The organism is Pseudoalteromonas sp. DL2-H2.2, from assembly GCF_021532535.1.
Taxonomy (GTDB): domain Bacteria; phylum Pseudomonadota; class Gammaproteobacteria; order Enterobacterales; family Alteromonadaceae; genus Pseudoalteromonas; species Pseudoalteromonas rubra_A.
On the sequence record NZ_JAKGBD010000002.1, the window covers coordinates 21,855 to 42,635 of the forward strand.

A 20,781-nucleotide genomic window follows, 5' to 3' on the forward strand; every position below is an offset into this window, starting at 1 on the left:
CCACAATGTATTATAGTCAGTGCTAGAGTGTGACAGGATTGTCTGTGTAATGACTCAACAGACACTGAGGATGAAACGGTTTAAGTTCGGCGCACAACGCCTTACCCTGCTCTTTGCGCTCAAACGCACCGAGTTTAAGCCGAAAATACCTTTGCCCTTTGACCTCTACTTGCTCAACATTGACGGGGTGTTTGCGCAACGCTGGATAATCCTGCAGCAGACGCCGGTGGACCATTTTTAGCTGGCTTTGCTTTCTGGTGGCAGCCAGTTGCACTGCAAACTCCGCTTTGTTGTGATCCTCGACTACAGCCACAGCTTCTTTTTTAGGTGCAGCGGGTATCGGCTGGCTGGGTTGCGCATTCGCAGCCTGTTGCTCTGCACCCGCCTTTGTCGTGTTACTGTCTTGCTCAACAATTCCCGGTGGCTTGCTGATTTGTGCCACCATCACCTCGCTTTGCGGTTGTGCAGGTGCCAGCGCAAGCTGTAACTGGGTACTGAGCAAATTCAAATCCTGCTCAATACTCAATAGTTCATTGACCTGCGGCGCAACTTGCTGCCACTGCGCGATACTGCTCTTCATCTGCTCGACTTGCGTGTTTAACGCCGTCAATTGCTGCTCCAGCTCTGCCAGCCGCTGGTTATCCTGACCAGTGCTGGCACAGCCGCTAAGCAAACTGAGCAAAGGCCATACCAGATAAGGAAATAACTTCATCGCTTGCTCCTTTTATCGTTTTAATTCGGTTTGTTCCAGCTGACACATCACGCCGGCCGTTTTCAAGGTTTCACAACGTTGTGTCAGTTGCGTCGTATCGTCAGCATTTTGGGTAAACTCTATACCCAGCACATAGGTTTCAGCCTTTTCATCAAAAAGATAAAATGGCGGTTCAGGTATCAAATTCGGGTGACGCTTGCGCAAGAGCAAGGCATAGGTTTTTAATACTGCCAGTGAGGTAAAGCGCCCGGCGGCGAGCACTGTGATATCCTGGCTTGACATGGGTTCCAGCTGCAAGTCGACCTCCACCAGCACATCTCCCTGTTGCGATAAAGCCACTTCTACTTGCTCGCTATGTGTCAGACCACGCCGGGTGGCATTAGCAACCTGAGTTCGATAACGACCAGGCTTAATGTCTGTAAATACGTAATATCCATCATATGCAGCCTGAGTGCGTGCAACCTGCTCTCCGTGTTCATCCAGCAAAGTCACATCAGCGTAGGGCATGGGCACATTTTCGGTCTCGGTTTGCTGATAAACGACCCCTTCAATTTCACTGGTGTTAACCAAAGGGAGCTCTAAATACTCAACATAGCCCCGCCGTGGCGTTATCGCCCGCCCTTCAATCGCAGGGACAACAAAAGGCATCGCAAGGCTCTGTGTATCAATCACGATATCGGTTTTTTGATTCACCGGCATACCACTAAGCAGTACCAGTCCCTGCTCATCGGTGCTGCCCCGCATATAATTTTGTAAAGCCCGCACCCTGACTTGCGGTACTACTTCATCTGACTCGTCAAATATACCATTGGCGTTATTATCCAGATAAACCTTGACCAGCACCGCGCCATTGCTGGCCAATCGTCGCTGGCTAAACAACAGCCGATCGCTTTGATGGTGATAACCAAAGCTGAATTGCCCGTTGATGCCCAACTCCCATTCGTCGTTACTGTCGTAACTGAATTGACTGTTCAAACGCATTTTATCGCCCAACCAGTTAAAGCCCAGCTCGCTTTTGTGGTAGTCAGTTTCAAGGGTCTCTCTGAAACTCAACTCGACATTGAACTGCTCGCTTAGACTACGATAAAAACGCGTTTCATAAGCAACCAGTTCGCTGTCGGGGTGCAAATCATAATCTAAGATCAGACGACCAAAAATGCGTCCAAAACGGGTTTGAAACCTCAGCTGACCCGACGTTGAGTGATCATCAGCATTATTAGTTGATTCCCATTGCAACTGATTACTGATATTCACACGACCCAGAGAGAGGCTTAGTCGGTTCGTCAGCAAAGTAGATTCAGCATCCTGATCCGTGCGATTCCATTGCATCTGATTTTGGTAGGACAACTGCTTATTCAGGACATTAAACATGCCCGACATACGCAGATACAAACCTCGGGTATCACGGTAATCACCGTTCGCTAGTGAAGTATTGAGCAATCGCCGCTGTGTCTGCCAGCCAGTACTGATAGCTTGCCCCGACCATTCAGTTCTGGCACCGAGCCTGGCCTGATGCTGGGACTCGCTGTCGTGGGATAAATCCAGGTTGAGCAGTATTTTTTTCCACAGACTTAAGGTACCACCGGTGGTAACTGTGCGCTCAATCAGCGCTTCATTTGACAGCGCCTGAGCGATACCGGTATAGACCGACATAGTGTCGGAGATCCCCAGATCATAACGTCCATGAAAATGCCAGCCAGACTGTGTTGTCGGGGCAAAATCGTTGTTTAATATTGAACTGCCGCTGTCAATGACGGACACATCAAAGTAGCCCTGACCCGTTGTCAGTCCGGTCCCCTCTACAAAATAGCTGCGCTGCTCACGCTCTACCTGTCCTTGTGGCCCATACTTGACCAATTCAAACTGATTACTTCCAAAATATAACGGGATACGGTCAAAATCGTAACGGCCTGTTTGGATCTGGAGTTGCTGCGCTACCAACAAACCATTGTGATACAGTTCAACGTCCCAGCCTGCCTGCACTAAACCATTGATCTGAACACTCTGCTCCTGAATTTCATTATGTAACGGCTTATCCGATATCCGCATACCGACCCCTTGCCCGGTAGGCCGCCCGGCACCGATATGAGTTGCCTGAATATCACCAACCTCTAACTGGGTGGCCTGGATCTGACCAAGTAATTGCCCCTGCGCATCCTCTCGCTTACCTTTGAAGCGACCCTGATCCAGCACATTCCCTTGTGCACCTGCAACAAAATACTCTACATTCCAAAAAGCCAAATCATGTGCACCGAGTGCCGAATAGTAAAAAGCATCGTCATCATTATCGCGGCGATAGCCAAATTGCATATCCATTAAAGGAGAAGAAAGCATTAGATAAGGATTTGGCTTCCAGGCCAGTTTGGAAACTGAGCTCGTATTATGCTTAGCAACCTGACGATTAGCGCGTGCCCGGCGTTCCAATGCAGGCAGCGGCAGGGGAGACTGTACAAGCAACCTTTGGTCTGTATAGTTAAACTGGAGGTCTAACCCGAACCAGTTTGCAACCAGCGCTGACTCAACAAAGACCTCACCTTGTGCATGGGAGATATCCTGATCCGAGAGCCGATATTCCTGCTCATTGACCAGCGCTCGCTTTTGCTCGCTATCGAGCAAAAAAGTGCGCTCCGGGCTGAGATACCAGCCTGTAAAGTAGTCTGGCTGTTCGTCATCGCTAATGGCAAAGTCCAGCACAGCAAACAAGCTGCGCAATTCCACCTGTGCATCGCGCTTACTTTTGACCGCGAACACCTCACCCAAATAAACGCCATCAGCATAAACAGACAAGAACAGATCTTCACCTTCGGGGATCCCCGCCTGCTCAGGCTGATTCTTCACCTTCAGACTAGCTTGAGACTGAGACAGTTTTGCCTGTATGCGTTGCAGTGTACTGAATGCCTCGGAGAACCCCTGCTGCGGGGCTCCATGTGCTTGCTTAGCACTAGCGCAAATCAAGGTAAGCACTAAAAGTGGCGCGATTCTAGCCATTAGCAAGTCTGTTTTCAGGGCACAGTGACGGAGAAAATACGCTCAGCAAACGACTGCCCTTTATATTCGCCACTGCCTGTATAAACCACTTTGAGCTCTCCTGAGCGTGCTCCCTGAAATAGGTCCCCATCCAGTAATGTAAGTTGCAATTGTGCCTGACTAAGTTCAGGGTAAATACTGTAGCTATTAACCAGGGCGGCCTCTTTCCAGCTTGCTCCTTTTTGCTTACGCCAAAACACACTGATCCGACCAAATGGGCTAGCATCGCCCGCTCGTGACAGGGATAGATTAACCGTTTCTATTCGACCACTTTTTCCTCGACTCAGAGTAGCCTCATCAATCGTCACCTGAGGAGAAGACGCCGACTGACGATATATCAGCGGAATACTGTAGCTCATGATCATGTTGAGCCTGATCCCCACCCCTTCGTTGTCCAGATCTTGTTTTTCAGGTAATGCCTGAAAAAACAGGTGTGAGCGATACTCTCCCGCTGCCATATTTCTTTGACGACGCAGCGCCAGCTTAACAACCTGACGTTCGCCCGGTGCAAGACGCACTTGTTTTGGTGTCATCCTGAGCAAACCACTCAGGCGCATGGGATTTTCCTGCTCAGAGACATCTGTGTAGCCACCTTCAGGCAATGCCATTTTTTCTTTAAAGCTCAGACGATACGTTTTATATTCCTGACTGCTGTTGATCAGAAACACCTTGGCACTGCGCTGACGCTCGTCAAAGACCACACGAGTGGGGGAAATCAATAAGTTCGCGTACGTTTGTGCTGTACAAAACAGCAAGACGAACAGTAGGATGCGGGTAATATACTTCATTGAATTTTGCCTATTTTACTACTCACGAAGGCGAGTATCTGTGTGTACCGGCTAATAGCTTACTTCGACACTGACTGTGGTTGCGTATTGACCGTCAACATAAAGCGCTGCAGAAGCCTGACTTTGCAACGTACCGCCAACGAGCAGGCGAGCACGGCCATCCCGGTCGGTAAATACCCGGGCAGGATAATGCAGATTAGTCACTCTCAGTTCCCCTTTTGTGATCAGGTTACTATGTGCTAATTGGTCATTGAGCAGAACAGCCGATATATTCAGATAAACACCCGCAGGAAAAGACTCCAGCAGAAGCTCAGCCGGGTGCCCTTTTTTGATCACATGAATGCTGCCCGATGAACTTGTACCACCGCTTGGTGATACAACAACGCTGCTCGCAACGCTGGGGTCCGCCACAATAATGGTGCCGAAATTTAGATCCGCATTAAGTAAAATATTGGCCTGACAGCACCAGCTGTAGAACAAGCCCATGAGCACAAACAGCGCTTTCATAGGAAGCCGGCGGGCTCCTTGCCCGCCTCTGTACATTAGTAGTTTAGCTCTACGCTAAACGTACCTTCGTACAGACCATCAAGGTAATTGCCCTTATCTGCGCTTTCTGTGGTGAGCGTTGCGCCCACATTAAACGCAATTTTGCCGTCAGCATCGGCCACAACTGTGGTCGTTGCAGCAGCCGGTGTAGTACCGGAAGTCACGAAATACGTGAATGCGCTCAGCTTGAAACCCGGTGTACCAGGTGGCAAGCTTTGTGGTAATACATCTGTTTCAGTCGGATTAGTAATAGTCAGGGTTGCATACGGTGCAACACCATCAACGGTGAACTTCGCAGGCGTACCTGGCTCCAGGATAGCAATTTCGGCCTTTGTCACGTCCGTAGAGTCAGCTCGTGGTGCCGTATTTGGATTAGCAGCCACAATCAGAGTAGCTGTTTCTACACCACCAGCGTCACCACTGGCTCGGATCGTACCAAAGCTGAGCGGCTCCGTATTTTCAAAGGTGAATACATTTTTAACTGTTACTGACGCTTTGAACTCAGCAGGCTGTGCAACAGCCAGTGCCGGCATAACAGCCAGAATTGAGAGTAGAGAGTACTTTTTCATTAACTTTTCCATCAGTCGGTCCTTTTTTTCAAATAGCCGCGTCCATCGCGTGCCAAAAAACGTAAGTGCAGAAAATTGCTCCTGAGCACTTAAACCAAGACTTTATAGTGAATTTTTATTGCGTTCCGCGTTCCCTTGGGTAAAAAGGTACACATTTCGAATAAAAACACTAGTCAGACTTCTAATATATCGTACCTAAATACAAAATCTTTAATTTAATTTCAATATTTTTTAGCTAGTTAACTAACTTACATGGTTGACCACTTGCTTTAATCAAGCGGCAAAACAAGACACTTTCCTGCTCAGAAACGAATCCAGAAGCCTGCGTAAGGTAGAACTGAGTCCGGCTCTGCGCGGGCGATTGTGAATAAATTGAAACAGTACTGAACATATCAGGATAATAACTTTGTATGAGTGACATGGATGCGTTAATACGTTGCTGCTGCGCTTGCGCGCGCGTCCCCAGCAAATGTCTACCAAATTGCACCACAAACGCACTTTGGCTCGCCGCTGCATAACTATTGCTGACAGCGCTTGGCTCTGCCCGATGGACGGTGACGGTTTTTTCCGGCTGGGCCAGCTTCTCGTTCAGGGGTTTAATATCACTGGGTTCTGATAGTAGAGCCAGCAATTGAGTCAGATCTTGCTCCATTAGGGCAACACGTTCTATCTTGGCTTTATGCTGATTATAAGTTTTAATTAGCTCGGCTCGGGCAAGCGCTTCGGCCTCTTCATCCACTGATGGTTTTGAGCTACAAGCAGATAAAAGCATTGTGACAGCGAGCAACATAGCCCCCGCTCTGGCACGTCGGCAGCCGCTCCTGGAGTTATTCAACATTGTGTCGTGCTCCTTATAAAACAAGCGGCCTTCACTGGCCGCCTACAACATATTAGGTCGAAAGTCCCCTAGATTGCAACAGGTGCCTTAATGTTAGGGTCGGCGTTATAGCCTTCAATGGCAAAATCCTCAAAGCGATAGTCATAAATAGACTCGGGCTTGCGCAAAATGTTTAACGTGGGCAGGCCCTTAGGCTCTCGTTGTAACTGCTGCTCAATCTGTTCCATGTGGTTTGAGTAAGCATGTAAATCACCAAAACTGACAATGACTTCGCCAGGTTCAAGGTCGCATTGTTGCGCCAGCATATGCACCAGCAAAGACAAACTGGCGATGTTATACGGCAGCCCCAGGAAAATATCTGAGCTACGAATATACAGCTGCCCGGATAATTTACCGTCTGCCACGTAGAACTGATAAAGCAGGTGACAAGGCGGTAAGGCCATACGACCGGCCTGGACATTTTCCTGCGGGCTCATCGACTCATCGGGCAGATACTCCACATTCCAGCCATGGAATAAAATACGACGGCTGTTCGGATTATTTTTGAGCGTATCGACCACATAGTCTATTTGATTAATTTCTCCGCCGTCTTTGATCGGCCAGGCTGTCCACTGCTTGCCATAAATTGGGCCAAGGTCGCCGTTTTCCAGTGCCCACTCATCCCAGATTTTCACCCCGTTTTCGTTTAACCAGGATTTGTTGGTATCGCCTTTAAGAAACCAGATCAGCTCATTGGCAATGCTCTTGAAGTGCAGCTTTTTGGTGGTCAGCAGCGGAAAACCATCCTGGAGGTTGTGACGAATTTGACGGCCAAATACGGAGCGCGTACCAGTACCAGTGCGGTCCCCTTTCTGGGTGCCGTTCTCTAATACATCTCGCAACAACTCCAAATACACTTTCATGCTTTACTCCTCAAATGATCTCACTAATGACCCGACTCAGGGCTTATCTGGCACGAAAGTATACTACGTTCGCAAGCTGGGGTAACTAATTCAAGACGGGATTTATTGGCAGATAATGTGGGCCCCTGAGATCTGGGGCCCACCGGCATTTATGCGCGGGCAGTTGCAGTGCGCTTGTGGCTCCAGAGCATCAGGCCCAGGCCACCGATCACCATAGGTAAAGACAAGATCTGGCCCTGAGAAATCATACCGGCATACAAACCGATATGGGCGTCCGGTTCACGGAAATACTCAACGATGAAACGGAAAGTACCATATCCAAGCAGGAACAAACCTGCCACGCTGCCAGCCGGACGTGGCTGTTTTCTGTACCAGATCAGCATAATGAACAATACCAGCCCTTCCAGGAACGCCTCGTAAAGCTGCGACGGATGACGCGCAACAGGGCCTCCCGTAGGGAAAACGACGGCCCAGGGAACATCTGTAGCACGGCCCCAAAGCTCACCATTGATAAAGTTACCAATACGTCCTGCCAGCAGGCCTACCGGCACCATGGGAACCACAAAGTCGCCAACCGCCAGCGGAGATTTCTTGAATCGCCAGGCAAAAATAAAGATACCCGCTATCACGCCCAGTGCACCACCGTGGAAGGACATGCCACCCTGGTCAATGCGCAGCAGGTACATTGGGTTTTCAAGGAAGTGGCTGAACTGGTAAAACAACACATAGCCGATGCGTCCGCCCAGGATCACCCCAAGCATGCCGTAAAACAGCAGATCACTGACTTCATCTTTGGTCCAGCCCGAGTTGGGCTTGTCGGCTTCTTTATTTGCCCACCACATGGCAAAGGCAAAGCCAATCAGATACATCACGCCATACCAGCGTACACTTAGGGGTCCAATCGAAAAAATAATTGGATCGATTTCTGGAAACTGCAAAGCCATCGCTTTCCCTCAATAAAATAACATTTTTCCCGCAATCACCACGAGCAGTAACGCGAACACTTTCTTAATCACTGGCACCGGCAGAGTGTGTGTTGCTTTGGCCCCAATTGGAGCGACAAACCAGGATGTCAGCACAATACCAAATAATGCCGGTAAATACACAAAACCGGCAAAACCGTCGGTTAATTTCAATGCCTGCCCACCCGATACGACGTAACCAATAGAGCCAAACAAAGCAATCACAATACCGCTCACTGCCGCGCAGCCTATCGCTTTGCGCATGTCCACACCAAAATAGCTCAGCAGCGGCACAATCAGCACGCCACCGCCTATACCTATCATGGCAGACAAGGCCCCCATTAACGAAGTGATACCTGTCAGCACAGGGCCTGATGGCAGATCTCGCGTTTTTTTCGCCTTGCCAGGGCGAGTACTGAAGACCATTTTAGCGGCAATAAGCAACACCGAAATGACAAACGTCCACTTGACCCAGTGCACAGGAATGAGCGCGACCATAAAACCACTGACCAAGGCACCCACGGCCACCCCCGCCATTACCCAGGGGGCAATCTCCCAGGGCACATTATGATTTCGATGGTGAGCCAGCGCAGAGGAGGTGGACGTAAACAAAATCGACGCCAAAGAGGTGGCAATGGCAACCACTATCACATACTCATCGGCCAATACCTCAAAGTACAATAAGATTGCCGACAGCACAGGCACAATGATCAAACCACCGCCAATACCGAGTAACCCGGCCAGAAAACCGACAATACAGCCAAGCAAGGCGCAGCTTAAAATGAGTAACACACTGATTGTCATAAAGACACTCTTATTATTTTGGGCGCGTTATAGTAGCGTATCTGTGCGCACGCCTCCAGTCGCGGTTCAGGCCGTATCACTTTTGGCGTACAGCAACTCACTGAGGCCCTGGGCTATCAAAAATTCGCGCAGCAGTCTGTGCACCTGCTTGGCGCTGGATGCCACCAGACACTGGGCCAGCAAGGCCTCCATGTCTTTGACGGCAAGCCTGCGTAGCGTCCACTTTATTTTATTTAACGAAGAGATGTTCATGCTGAGGCGACGAAACCCCATGGCAACGAGTAAAATCGCGCCTTCGGGTTCACCACCCAGCTCTCCGCACAGACTAAACGGCAACTCGAGCTGCTGACAATCATCCGCTATTTTTTTCAGCACTCGCAGCACACTGGGATGATAAGGTTCAAATAACTCAGCGACCTGCGCATTGGCCCTGTCTACCGCGAGCAGGTACTGCGTCAAGTCGTTGCTACCCACAGAGCAAAAATCAACCTTGTCGGCCCACTCGGGCAATAAAAAGATACTCGATGGCACTTCCAGCATCACGCCGATATCGGGCTTATCTATGGTGTAAAATTGATCGGCCCACTCTTCTTGCAGCTCAAAGTATGCCTGCTCCAGCAGTGCCAGCGCTTCGTCTACTTCCTCTGTATGACTGACCATAGGCAACATGATCCGCAAGTTACCCAGCCCGGCATTGGCTTTGAGCATGGCCTTGAGTTGATCTAAAAACAGCTCAGGATGGTCGAGCGTAACCCGGATCCCACGCCAGCCAAGAAAAGGGTTATCTTCACTGATGTTAAAATAATCCAGGACTTTATCGCCGCCAATATCCAGGGTGCGCATAATAACGGGCTCAGGGTGATAACGCGCCAACACCTCGCGATACCAGTTTTCCTGCTCAGCCTGTGACGGAAACTGGCCGCGCTGCATAAACCAGGCTTCGGTGCGATACAAACCCACACCATCGCAGTATTTGGCACTAAGATGCTCTGTAGACAAGTCCAGACCCGCATTGAGTAACAGGCTGATCCGCTCACCATCAGCGGTGACAGACGCCAAATGATGCTCGGCCTCAAATTTATCGTGCAGCTGACCTTCTTTCAGTTTCAGAGCTGAGTATTCATTACGCAAGACCTCGGAGGGCGAAATATACACCCGCCCGGCATAGGCATCGAGGATCATATCTTTGCCGTCGAACTGCAACAGCGGAATGTCCTCAATCCCCCAGATTGCAGGGATCCCCATTGCCCGAGTCAGGATCGAGGCATGGGAGTTCGCCGAACCATGAACGCTTATCACCCCTTTGAGCTTATCTTTGGGTACTTCGGCCAGCATCGCCGGGGTCAGCTCATTGGCAATTAAAATGGTATTGTCCGGATAGCTTTTCACCATGCTTTCTGTGCTGACCAGATGGTGTAATACCCTCAGCCCCAGATCTCTGACATCGACCGCCCGCTCTTTGATATAGGGATCGGACATCGCTTCAAACTGTGTCACCAGCTCGATAATCACATGCTTTAACGCAGATTTAGCATTCCAGCCTTGCTCCAGCTGTTGCTCAACGCGCTGACCCAGGCTGCGCGCATCTAACAGCTGCTGATAAACCTCAAATACAGCCAGCGCTTCTTTGGGTAAGGAGTCACTGAGGGTGTTTTTTAAGACATGAAATTCTTGTCGGGTCGCGGCCACCGCTTGCTGGAATAACTGGCGCTGCTGATGGATTTGCTCACATTGCTGAGATTCAATGCTGGCAAAGTCGAGCTTAGGGATCACCACAAAGGCTTCACCCAGCGCTATGCCGGGGGCACTGGCAACACCTTTAAGCACCGAGGTTTTGTGGCTGGATGCATCCTGTTTGAGCGCGGATTGTAACTCCACCTGCGCAAGCTGTGAGGCCAGTTGCGCAGACAGTGTAATAAGAAAGGACTCTTCATCGTGACTAAACACCCGCTCATCACGTTGCTGAACCACAATGACGCCCAGCACTTTGCGTTGATGCACCACGGGAACCGACAAGAAGGCGTTGTAGCCTTCTTCATGTACTTCGGTGTGTAGTTTGAATCTGGGATGGCTCTGCGCGTGGGCTATGTTGATCGGTTCTTCCCGCTGAGCAACCAGCCCGACCAGGCCTTCAGTAAAGCCAATCCGAAACCGCCCGACTGCATCAGGGTTAAGACCATCGCTGGCCATCAGTACAAAATTGTCCTGACTATAATCGGCAAAGTAAACCGAGCAACACTCTGTGTGCATTGCCTCCTTAACCATCATCACAAAGCGAGATAAGGCCGTTTCGAGGTTATCCTGCTGAGAGACAACCTCCGCGATGGTTCGTAATGTTGCTAACACACCTGACTCCTAAATTGGTAGAAATCGCTCTGTACTGCTCATTTACTCTTTCTAATAACCCTGATCTGACCAACGCCTGTGCTGATTAACGGCGTCGCCAGTGATCTTTATGCGCATGCTCTTTGCGATTAAAGGGCATCGCAAAAGGCGCAAACTCTTTCATTACCCGGCGGTATACATCACGCTTAAACGACACAACCTGACGCACCGGATACCAGTAACTCACCCAGCGCCAGTCATCAAATTCGGGATGATGGGTGCGCATCAAGTCTACATCTTCATCTTTGCACTTGAGTTTCAGCAAAAACCATTTTTGTTTCTGGCCAATACACACGGGACTGGAGTCTTTGCGGATCAGTCGCTTTGGCAATTTATAGCGTAACCAATGTTTTGAGCTGGCAACGATCTCGACATCTTCCGGTCGTAACCCCACTTCTTCATGCAGTTCACGGTACATGGTCTGTTCGGGTGTCTCGCCTTCATCCACACCCCCTTGCGGAAACTGCCATGAATGCTGGCCATAGCGCCGCGCCCAAAATACCTGCCCCTGATTGTTACAAATAACAATTCCTACATTGGCACGAAATCCTTCGGCATCAATCACCTTAAGTGCCTCGTATATTTGTTTGATATGATTTTGATTGTTCCACAACTCAGGGCACTGGGCAAATTTAATTCCTGCTTTTACGCAACTTACCCACAACTTGTGCATAAGTTTAATTATTCATGATGATTTTACAGACAAATCCACAATAACAAGATGAAATCTGCATTTTCTCCACAGAATCTGTGGATAATTATGTTTATATACTTGTATTTATCCAAAAACAGGTTAATTTCGCCTCTTATTGATGTGGAGTAAAATTTAAAAAGATCATATAAATCATAAAATTAAACCTAAAGAGTGAGAAAGTCACAGCTTAAAGAATAACCCACAACGAAGCAGTTCAAAAAACACACAAAGCGGTTTTCATCCACATTGGCGAATTATTTTTGTTACCATACGAGGCCAAGCAAAAAAAGACGAGCCAGATTGTGTCAAAGCCAACACCTCCCCATTCCATTGCCGAACTTATGACCCGCGTAGACGCCATCGCCGGGCAAACACTCGGAGAGCTTGCGGCGCAATTCCATTTTAAAACCCCGCAGGATCTGAACCGTGAAAAAGGCTGGCCGGGACAGCTGATTGAATATGTGCTCGGCGCCAGCGCAGGCTCTAAACCTGTACCCGACTTTGAATTTATCGGTGTCGAGCTAAAAACCTTGCCCATTGGTTATAACGGCAAGCCACTCGAAACCACCTATGTGTCTGTGGTGCCTCTGACCAACCTGACTGGGTTGCGCTGGCAGGACAGCACAGTGAAAAAGAAACTGGCTCATGTATTGTGGCTACCGATTTTGGCAGAGCGAGATATAGCACCGGTGGACCGGACCATAGGCAGCGGCTTTTTATGGCAACCAAACGCCGTGCAGGAACAGCAGCTACAACGGGACTGGGAAGAGCAAATTGAACTGATTGCGCTGGGGCGGGTCGATGAGATCAGTGGCAAGCTAGGCGAGGTCATGCAGATCCGACCAAAAGCGGCCAACAGTAAAGCCCTGACCGATGCGATTGGTCCTCAGGGCAAATTAATCAAAACCCTGCCCCGCGGGTTTTACCTGAAAATGCAGTTTACTCAGGGTATCTTGGCCGAGCAGTTTGTCGGGTAAATAAACCGACAATAGCAGGCACAAAAAAGCCGCGTTAGTTACGCGGCTTTTTCAGTCAGATAATTTAGATTACTGACCTTTGATCTCGCTGCGACCTTTGTAGATAGCCTTGTCGCCCAGCGCTTCTTCGATACGTAGCAACTGGTTGTACTTAGCAACACGGTCAGAGCGGCACAGTGAGCCAGTCTTGATTTGGCCAGCCGCAGTACCCACTGCTAAATCGGCGATGGTTGCGTCTTCTGTTTCGCCTGAACGGTGAGAGATAACCGCAGTGAAGCCTGCATCCTGTGCCATCTTGATTGCGTCCAGAGTTTCAGACAGTGAACCAATTTGGTTGAACTTGATCAGGATAGAGTTACCGATCTGCTCATCGATACCACGCTTAAGGATCTTAGTGTTAGTAACAAACAGGTCATCACCCACCAGCTGTACTTTGTCGCCGATCTTATCTGTCAGGATCTTCCAGCCAGCCCAGTCGCTTTCGTCCAGACCATCTTCGATAGACACGATTGGGTAACGTGCAGCCAAATCTGCCAGGAAGCCAGCAAAGCCTTCAGAATCGAACGCTTTACCTTCGCCCTGTAGGTCGTATTTGCCGTCTTTGTAGAACTCAGACGCCGCACAATCCAGTGCCAGTGTCACGTCTTTGTTCATTTCATAGCCCGCTGCTGCAACCGCTTCAACGATCACTTCCAGCGCTTCTTCGTTTGACTTAAGATCTGGTGCAAAACCACCTTCATCACCTACTGCGGTGTTCAGGCCACGTGATTTCAATACTTTCTTCAGGCTGTGGAAGATTTCTGCACCCATGCGCAGTGCTTCACGGAAGCTTTTCGCGCCCACAGGCTGAACCATGAACTCCTGGATATCAACGTTGTTGTCAGCGTGCTCGCCGCCGTTCAGGATGTTCATCATAGGTACTGGCATAGAATACTGGCCAGCTGTACCGTTGATGTCTGCAATGTGCTCGTACAGCGCCACGCCTTTTTCTTGTGCTGCCGCTTTAGCCGTTGCTAAAGACACAGCCAGGATAGCGTTGGCACCCAGCTTTTCTTTGTTTTCAGTGCCATCCAGGTCCAGCATTAGCTGGTCAATTGCACGTTGTTCAAGGGCATTGTGTCCGTTCAGGGCTGCTGCGATTTCGTTGTTAACATAGTTTACCGCGGTCAGTACACCTTTACCCAGGTAACGAGCTTTATCTCCGTCACGTAATTCAAGTGCTTCGCGAGTTCCTGTTGATGCACCAGATGGTGCACACGCGCGACCCCATGCGCCCGACTCTAAATGAACATCGGCTTCAACGGTAGGGTTACCACGTGAGTCCATAACTTCACGGCCAATCACTTTTACGATTTTTGACATCTTGATTCCTCTTTTCCCAAAGTGGTGAGTGTGTTGTGTGTCTGCTTTCGCATTGCTATATACCCGCTTGTTGCAGTTACATAGCAATACGGTGTTATACCAATTTTACTTAGGCGATTAAAAAAGCCGTGCACTGAGGCACGGCTTTTCATCATTAAGAATCAGCTTTTTGGTAGCTGAACGCAGCTGCAACGAACCCTTCGAACAGCGGGTGGCCGTCGCGTGGCGTTGACGTAAACTCAGGGTGGAACTGAGCCGCAATAAACCAGGGGTGATCTTTGTTTTCGATGATCTCAACCAGTTTCTTGTCTTCCGACAGACCCGTGAAGGCAAGACCTGCCTGCTCAAGACGCTCAACGTAGTGGTTGTTTACCTCGTAGCGGTGGCGGTGACGCTCAGTGATCTCGGCATTGCCGTATACGTCGCGTACTTTTGAGCCTTCTTTAAGATGACACAACTGAGCACCCAGGCGCATCGTACCACCCAGGTCTGACTCTTCAGTACGGGTTTCAACGTTACCATCGGCATCTAACCACTCAGTGATCAGACCAACAACCGGGTGAGGCGATTTAGCATCGAACTCAGTTGAGTTAGCACCTTCAAGGCCCGCCACGTTGCGCGCGTATTCAATTAGCGCAACCTGCATGCCTAAACAGATACCTAAGTAAGGCACTTTGTTTTCACGCGCATATTTGGCTGCCAAAATCTTACCTTCAACACCTCGGTTACCAAAGCCGCCCGGTACCAAAATGGCGTCCAGGTGGTCCAGCAATTCAGTGCCTTTACTCTCGATGTCCTGTGAATCAACATATTCGATATTCACGGTTACTCGATTCTTCAGGCCAGCGTGCTTAAGCGCTTCGTTTACTGACTTGTAGGCGTCTGGCAATTCAATGTATTTGCCAACCATACCAATGGTCACTTCACCTGTTGGGTTTGATTCCTGATATAACACCTGTTCCCACTCAGCCAAGTCTGCTTCTGGTACATCCAGGTAGAAACGACGACAAACCAGGTCATCCAGTTCTTGTGATTTAAGCAGTGCCGGGATTTTGTAGATGCTGTCTACATCTTGCAATGAGATCACGGCTTTTTCTTCTACGTTGGTGAACAGTGCAATCTTGGCACGCTCGTTAGCTGGCAGTTTGCAGTTTGAACGACACACCAGGATATCCGGCTGAATACCAATTGAGCGCAGCTCTTTTACCGAGTGCTGAGTTGGTTTGGTTTTTACTTCGCCCGCAGCGCCCAGGAACGGCACTAAGGTCAGGTGCATAAACAAAGCGTGCTCGCGGCCCAGCTCTGTACCCAGCTGACGGATGGCTTCAAGGAAAGGTTGTGACTCAATATCACCCACAGTACCGCCGATTTCAACAATCGCGATATCATGGCCTTCTGCCCCTTCCAGAACACGACGCTTGATGTCGTTAGTGATGTGTGGGATCACCTGAATGGTCGCGCCCAGGTATTCACCTTTACGCTCGCGACGCAGTACATCTTCAAAAACACGACCCTGCGTGAAGTTGTTGCGGCTGGTCATTTTGGTGCGAATGAAACGCTCATAGTGACCTAAGTCCAGGTCAGTTTCTGCGCCGTCTTCTGTCACAAAGACTTCACCATGTTGGATCGGGCTCATTGTGCCAGGGTCAACATTGATATAAGGATCCAGCTTAAGGATAGTGACGTTTAAACCACGCGCTTCTAATATCGCAGCCAATGAAGCAGCTGCAATACCTTTACCCAAGGAGGAAACAACTCCGCCCGTTACGAAGATAAATTTTGTACTCATGCGAACCCTAGAATATCAGGAAAAATGGAATTTAAATAAGAATCAAGACGGGGCAATAGTATAGCAAAAGCGCAGGGGGCAATCCAGCGAAAAATCACCCCCTTTAATTATTCTCACCTGAACGCTGGCGTCGTTTGACTTCTTCCCAGGCCTCATCCATTTGCGCCAGGCTGGCGTCCGACAAGGCGATTTCCCGCTGTGCCAGAATGCCCTCGATGGCACTAAAGCGAGCGATAAATTTGTCACTGGCACGACGCAAAAGCTGCTCAGGGTCGCGTTTGATATGGCGTGCCACATTTACCGTAGCAAACAGCAGATCGCCGAGCTCCTCCGCACTGTGCTCAGAGTCAGGGTCGTGACTGAGTGCCTCACTGACTTCTGTCACTTCCTCGGCCACTTTGTCCAGCGCGCCCTGATAGGTCGGCCAGTCAAACCCCAAAGACGCAGCGCGCTTTTGAATTTTCGCAGCGCGCGATAAGGCGGGTAAATTCAGTGGGACATCGTCGCCAAAGCGGACCGGCTTGGCACTGCGCTCCTTATCTTTGATGGCCTGCCACTGCGCGTTTAATTCAGCCTCGCTCAACGTGCTATTAGGAGTGTCAAAAACATGAGGGTGACGACGCACCAGCTTATCATTCAGCCCTTTCACTATGTCTTCAAACTCAAAGAGCCCGGCTTCTTTGCCCAACTGAGCATAAAAAATCACCTGAAACAGTAAATCGCCCAATTCATCTTTGAGCCCGACAAAGTCTTGCTGCTCTATGCTGTCGGCCACTTCGTAGGCTTCTTCAAGGGTGTGGGGCACTATGGTTTCAAAGCTTTGCTGTTGATCCCAGGCGCAACCCTTTTGCGGGTCACGCAGGGTTGCCATAATCTCCAGTAATTGCTGTAACGAGGCGCTCATAGTCAGTGTTGTCTCCGGGCTTCAAATACGCCTTCTATTTGCATCAGCTTGGTCAGTAAGCGGTTCATCGCGGATAAGTCGCCCACTTCGAGTTTCATGGTGAAAATGGCAATGTGCTTATCATCCTGCGTGTTAACGTTCATATTCATTACATTGAGTTTTTCATTGGCCAGCACCGAGCTGATATCGCGGATCAGGCCGTGGCGGTCATTAGCTTCAATACGTAAGGTCACGGCATAGCAAGCGCGCACATCGTCTGACCAACTGACGGCAATTTCCCGCTCCGGATGCTGCTCACAAATATGCGCAAAGGAGTCACAATCGGCACGATGCACGGCAATGCCCCGCCCTTGGGTGATATAGCCGACAATCTCATCCCCCGGAACCGGCTGACAACACTTGGCAACATGGCTCATCAGATTGCCAACGCCTTCAACCACAATGCCATTGCTATCGCCTTTGTGCTTTTTCGGCGTGCTCATTTTGAGCTTAGGCATCGGCTCTGGCTTGTCCTGAACATAATTCAGGAACTGGTTGATGCGAATATCACCGGCCCCAATGGCCACCATTAAATCGTCGAGCTCCTTAAAGTTAAAACGCTCAATGGCGGAGTCGAGATCTTTGTAGGTCAGGTCGAGCTTTTGCAAATGACCGTCGAGAATTTCTTTACCCGCCTGCAGGTTTTTATCTCTGTCCTGCTGCTTAAACCAGTGATGGATCTTGCTGCGCGCTCTGGATGAGTGCACATAGCCCAGCGACGGGCTGAGCCAGTCACGACTTGGCGACGGATTTTTCTGGGTCAGGATCTCAACCTGATCGCCGGTCGATAGCTTATGAGTAAAGGGCACGATTTTGCCAAATACCTTGGCACCAATGCAGCGGTGGCCAACGTTAGAGTGAATGTAGTAGGCGAAATCCAGTGGCGTCGCGCCTAATGGCAAGTCAAAAATATCGCCTTTGGGAGTAAAGACATACACTCTGTCTTCTACAACCTGGTTTTTCAGCTCTTCGGCCAGCTCGCTGCCATCGACCACTTCTTCTTGCCATTGCAGCAGCTTTCTCAGCCAGCTGATCTTTTGCTCATACCCTGAACCACGGCCCGGCAGCGCCCCTTCTTTGTACATCCAGTGCGCCGCCACGCCCAGTTCAGCATCCTGATGCATAGCCTGGGTGCGAATTTGGATCTCCACGGTTTTGCCCTCAGGGCCAAACACCACAGTATGGATGGACTGATAACCGTTTTGCTTTGGTGTGGCAACATAGTCGTCGAACTCTTTGTGCAGATGACGCCAGTTGGTGTGTACTATGCCCAGCGCCCCGTAACAGTCCTGAATTTCATTGACCACCACCCGCATCGCGCGGATATCAAAGAGCTGATCAAACTCGTAATTCTTTTGCACCATTTTTTTGTAGATGCTGTAAATGTGCTTAGGTCGGCCATACACTTCGGCCTCAATGCCCGCCTCTTTGAGCTTGCTCTGCACCAGCTCAACCATATTGGCCATATAGGCCTCACGGTCCAGGCGTTTATCCGACAACTGCTTGGCAATGCTCTTGTAGGTTTTTGGGTGCAAATAGCGAAATGAAAGGTCTTCGAGCTCCCATTTGAGCTGCCCGATCCCCAGCCGATTGGCCAGTGGCGCAAAAATATTGGCCGTGGCTTTGGCTGCCACCACCCGCTCTTCCTCAGAGGCGTTTTTAACAGCGCGTAAATAGCAGATCTGCTCCGCCAGCTTGATCACCACGGCACGGACATCTTCCACCATGGCCAGTAACATGCGCCGAATTTTGTCTATCTGCAAGCTGCCCTTGCCCTGATGGGCCAATGTACTGATGGACGCCATTTGCTCCACGCCTTTGAGCAGCAGGGCAACATTTTCGCCCTGTGCCTGTTCAATGGCGTCGATCTCAATTTGTCCGGACAGGAAGTAAGGAGTCAAAAAAGCCCCGGCCAGCGACTCTGAATCGAAGTTCAGCTCTGCCAGGATCTCAACCATTTCAATGGCTTTGGCCAAAGTGGTGGTCGCCTCATCTTGCGGACATAAAGCATACACCTGATCCAGCCGGTCGCGCTTTTCCTGCGATAAATTCAGTAACCCAAGCCGGGCATGAAAGTCAGCCGGAAGACCGGATTGATGAGACTGGCGAGTCGCAACCATATGACTACCTCCTTTGGAACAACGCCATGGTTTCTATATGTCCTGTGTGCGGGAACATATTCATTAAACACACTTTATCGACCACAAAGCCCGCTTCGAGTAGCAATGCCGCATCTCTGGCCATAGTCACCGGATCGCAGGACACATATAAAACCTGTTTAAATTGCGTCAACGGCAACTGGCGTAAAATCTCGTACGCCCCGGTGCGTGAAGGGTCTAACACCAGCACATCCAGCGCCGCATGAAACCAGTTCGCCGTCGCCAGGGGCTGAGTGAGGTCAAACTGGTGAAAACTGACCGTGTCGATGTGGTTAGTGTGCGCATTTTGCCGTGCCATTGCAACCGACTCGGCCACCCCTTCTACTGCAACCACCTTGTTTGCGTGTTTTGCCAGCAATAAGGAGAAGTTACCAATTCCACAAAACAGATCCAAAACCTGCTCTTTGCCCGTCAAAGCCAGCCACTCAAGTGCCCTTTGCAGCATTTGTTCATTGATATCGCGATTAACCTGAATAAAGTTGTCGAGCTTAAACGCAAACGTTACACCGGCGCTTTCATAGGCAGGCAACAACGCATATTCTGGCTGCGACTTGCCATCATCCCAGATAAACTGCCAGTTTTGCCCCGCAAGACGCTCTGCAACCTGTGCTTTAACCTTTGAGCTAATTGCCCGGGTATGACGCAGTAGTACAAACGCACCATTATCCGCTGCACAGAACTGGATATGGCTGACGCTGCGCAGCTCAGGGTGGGCATTTAAAGCTTGGCGCAGCGCCTCAAAGCCACCAGCAAAGGCATCAACCATGACCGCACAGTGATCAATTTCAATAATTTTCTTAGACCCGGCAGAGCGAAATCCCAGTTTGAGCTGGTTAGTTTGTTTGTCATAGATGCAGGCAATGCGCCCGGCGCGGCGATAATAGCGCTCAGGCCCAGTCAGTGGTAGCAGCCAGGGCAACTCCGTTGCTTTGGCGAATTTGTCAAATAAGGCCGACACCGCCTGCAGCTTGTGCACCAGCTGCGCATCGGCATCCAGGTGCTGTAACGCGCAGCCACCACATTGTTGATAGTATTCGCAAAACGGCGTAACCCGCTCTTCACTTGCCTCCAGCACCTTGACGGTTTGCGCTTCGAAAACACGACTTTTTTGTGCCTTTATACGTGCTTTCACCCGCTCTGAACTGAGTGCGCCATCCACAAAGCCGACTTTTCCCTGGTGTCTGCACACACCGCGCCCCTGATGATCCAGCGAGTCAATCGTCAGCTCAACTGTCTCAACTTGCTTACTACGTTGTTTAGAAGATTTTCCAGCACGAAATATTTGTGCCATATTGCCGCCCCTATAAGATTGCTAAACACCTGT

Annotated in this window: 17 protein-coding genes; 1 reads left to right on the forward strand and 16 read right to left on the reverse strand. The window is 50.0% G+C overall.

What is annotated here, in order from left to right; genetic code table 11:
- Positions 1-22: 22 nt before the first annotated feature.
- From L1285_RS02675 to rppH, 11 genes are all read right to left on the reverse strand, one after another.
- Positions 23-712, reverse strand: a complete 690-nt coding sequence (locus L1285_RS02675) for an SPOR domain-containing protein (RefSeq protein ID WP_235410906.1) — start codon at positions 710-712, stop codon at positions 23-25.
- A gap of 12 nt (positions 713-724) precedes the next feature.
- The gene (locus L1285_RS02680) at positions 725-3,700 is read right to left on the reverse strand and encodes a carboxypeptidase-like regulatory domain-containing protein (RefSeq protein ID WP_235410907.1); all 2,976 of its coding nucleotides are present in this window, start codon (positions 3,698-3,700) and stop codon (positions 725-727) included.
- Positions 3,701-3,714: 14 nt separating this feature from the next.
- Positions 3,715-4,527: a fimbrial biogenesis chaperone gene (locus tag L1285_RS02685; RefSeq protein WP_235410908.1), complete on the reverse strand. Its 813-nt coding sequence runs from the start codon at positions 4,525-4,527 to the stop codon at positions 3,715-3,717.
- Between the two features lie 51 nt (positions 4,528-4,578).
- Complete coding sequence (locus L1285_RS02690) at positions 4,579-5,034, reverse strand: DUF4402 domain-containing protein (protein WP_235410909.1); 456 nt, start codon at positions 5,032-5,034, stop codon at positions 4,579-4,581.
- 35 nt (positions 5,035-5,069) lie between these two features.
- A complete protein-coding gene (locus L1285_RS02695) occupies positions 5,070-5,642 on the reverse strand; it encodes a DUF4402 domain-containing protein (protein WP_235410910.1) in 573 nt (190 codons plus the stop codon).
- 235 nt (positions 5,643-5,877) lie between these two features.
- A complete protein-coding gene (locus L1285_RS02700; protein ID WP_235410911.1) occupies positions 5,878-6,432 on the reverse strand; it encodes a hypothetical protein in 555 nt (184 codons plus the stop codon).
- Positions 6,433-6,548: 116 nt separating this feature from the next.
- The gene (locus L1285_RS02705; protein ID WP_235410912.1) at positions 6,549-7,382 is read right to left on the reverse strand and encodes a thymidylate synthase; all 834 of its coding nucleotides are present in this window, start codon (positions 7,380-7,382) and stop codon (positions 6,549-6,551) included.
- A 149-nt stretch (positions 7,383-7,531) separates the two neighbouring features.
- Positions 7,532-8,326, reverse strand: coding sequence for a prolipoprotein diacylglyceryl transferase (gene lgt / locus L1285_RS02710; RefSeq protein ID WP_046003485.1), 795 nt, complete (start codon positions 8,324-8,326; stop codon positions 7,532-7,534).
- Between the two features lie 9 nt (positions 8,327-8,335).
- Positions 8,336-9,148, reverse strand: a complete 813-nt coding sequence (locus tag L1285_RS02715; RefSeq protein ID WP_235410913.1) for a sulfite exporter TauE/SafE family protein — start codon at positions 9,146-9,148, stop codon at positions 8,336-8,338.
- 66 nt (positions 9,149-9,214) lie between these two features.
- Positions 9,215-11,494: a phosphoenolpyruvate--protein phosphotransferase gene (ptsP, locus tag L1285_RS02720; protein ID WP_235410914.1), complete on the reverse strand. Its 2,280-nt coding sequence runs from the start codon at positions 11,492-11,494 to the stop codon at positions 9,215-9,217.
- Between the two features lie 85 nt (positions 11,495-11,579).
- Positions 11,580-12,098 (reverse strand): RNA pyrophosphohydrolase, encoded by a 519-nt coding sequence (gene rppH / locus L1285_RS02725; RefSeq protein WP_010386751.1) that lies wholly within the window; start codon positions 12,096-12,098, stop codon positions 11,580-11,582.
- Between the two features lie 431 nt (positions 12,099-12,529).
- On the opposite strand from rppH, the gene mutH reads away from it, so the two are divergent.
- Entirely contained in the window at positions 12,530-13,204 is a 675-nt protein-coding gene (gene mutH / locus L1285_RS02730) for a DNA mismatch repair endonuclease MutH (protein ID WP_209051136.1), read from the forward strand.
- Between the two features lie 69 nt (positions 13,205-13,273).
- Here mutH and eno read toward each other — a convergent pair whose 3' ends face one another.
- The 5 genes from eno to rlmD form a co-directional block, all read right to left on the reverse strand.
- A complete protein-coding gene (gene eno / locus L1285_RS02735) occupies positions 13,274-14,566 on the reverse strand; it encodes a phosphopyruvate hydratase (RefSeq protein ID WP_046003480.1) in 1,293 nt (430 codons plus the stop codon).
- A gap of 154 nt (positions 14,567-14,720) precedes the next feature.
- Entirely contained in the window at positions 14,721-16,355 is a 1,635-nt protein-coding gene (locus L1285_RS02740; protein ID WP_046003479.1) for a CTP synthase, read from the reverse strand.
- Between the two features lie 103 nt (positions 16,356-16,458).
- Positions 16,459-17,259, reverse strand: a complete 801-nt coding sequence (mazG, locus tag L1285_RS02745; protein WP_235410915.1) for a nucleoside triphosphate pyrophosphohydrolase — start codon at positions 17,257-17,259, stop codon at positions 16,459-16,461.
- A gap of 2 nt (positions 17,260-17,261) precedes the next feature.
- Complete coding sequence (gene relA / locus L1285_RS02750) at positions 17,262-19,418, reverse strand: GTP diphosphokinase (protein ID WP_235410916.1); 2,157 nt, start codon at positions 19,416-19,418, stop codon at positions 17,262-17,264.
- Positions 19,419-19,422: 4 nt separating this feature from the next.
- A complete protein-coding gene (gene rlmD, locus L1285_RS02755; RefSeq protein WP_235410917.1) occupies positions 19,423-20,748 on the reverse strand; it encodes a 23S rRNA (uracil(1939)-C(5))-methyltransferase RlmD in 1,326 nt (441 codons plus the stop codon).
- Between the last annotated feature and the right edge of the window lie 33 nt (positions 20,749-20,781).

Excerpts from the sequence above, each read along its gene's own strand:
- L1285_RS02675 (WP_235410906.1), bottom strand. The coding sequence starts at position 712 with ATGAAGTTATTTCCTTATCTGGTATGGCCTTTGCTCAGTTTGCTTAGC.
- L1285_RS02680 (WP_235410907.1), bottom strand. The coding sequence starts at position 3,700 with ATGGCTAGAATCGCGCCACTTTTAGTGCTTACCTTGATTTGCGCTAGT.
- L1285_RS02685 (WP_235410908.1), bottom strand. The coding sequence starts at position 4,527 with ATGAAGTATATTACCCGCATCCTACTGTTCGTCTTGCTGTTTTGTACA.
- L1285_RS02690 (WP_235410909.1), bottom strand. The coding sequence starts at position 5,034 with ATGAAAGCGCTGTTTGTGCTCATGGGCTTGTTCTACAGCTGGTGCTGT.
- L1285_RS02695 (WP_235410910.1), bottom strand. The coding sequence starts at position 5,642 with ATGAAAAAGTACTCTCTACTCTCAATTCTGGCTGTTATGCCGGCACTG.
- L1285_RS02700 (WP_235410911.1), bottom strand. The coding sequence starts at position 6,432 with ATGTTGCTCGCTGTCACAATGCTTTTATCTGCTTGTAGCTCAAAACCA.
- L1285_RS02705 (WP_235410912.1), bottom strand. The coding sequence starts at position 7,382 with ATGAAAGTGTATTTGGAGTTGTTGCGAGATGTATTAGAGAACGGCACC.
- lgt (WP_046003485.1), bottom strand. The coding sequence starts at position 8,326 with ATGGCTTTGCAGTTTCCAGAAATCGATCCAATTATTTTTTCGATTGGA.
- L1285_RS02715 (WP_235410913.1), bottom strand. The coding sequence starts at position 9,148 with ATGACAATCAGTGTGTTACTCATTTTAAGCTGCGCCTTGCTTGGCTGT.
- eno (WP_046003480.1), bottom strand. The coding sequence starts at position 14,566 with ATGTCAAAAATCGTAAAAGTGATTGGCCGTGAAGTTATGGACTCACGT.
- L1285_RS02740 (WP_046003479.1), bottom strand. The coding sequence starts at position 16,355 with ATGAGTACAAAATTTATCTTCGTAACGGGCGGAGTTGTTTCCTCCTTG.
- mazG (WP_235410915.1), bottom strand. The coding sequence starts at position 17,259 with ATGAGCGCCTCGTTACAGCAATTACTGGAGATTATGGCAACCCTGCGT.
- relA (WP_235410916.1), bottom strand. The coding sequence starts at position 19,418 with ATGGTTGCGACTCGCCAGTCTCATCAATCCGGTCTTCCGGCTGACTTT.
- rlmD (WP_235410917.1), bottom strand. The coding sequence starts at position 20,748 with ATGGCACAAATATTTCGTGCTGGAAAATCTTCTAAACAACGTAGTAAG.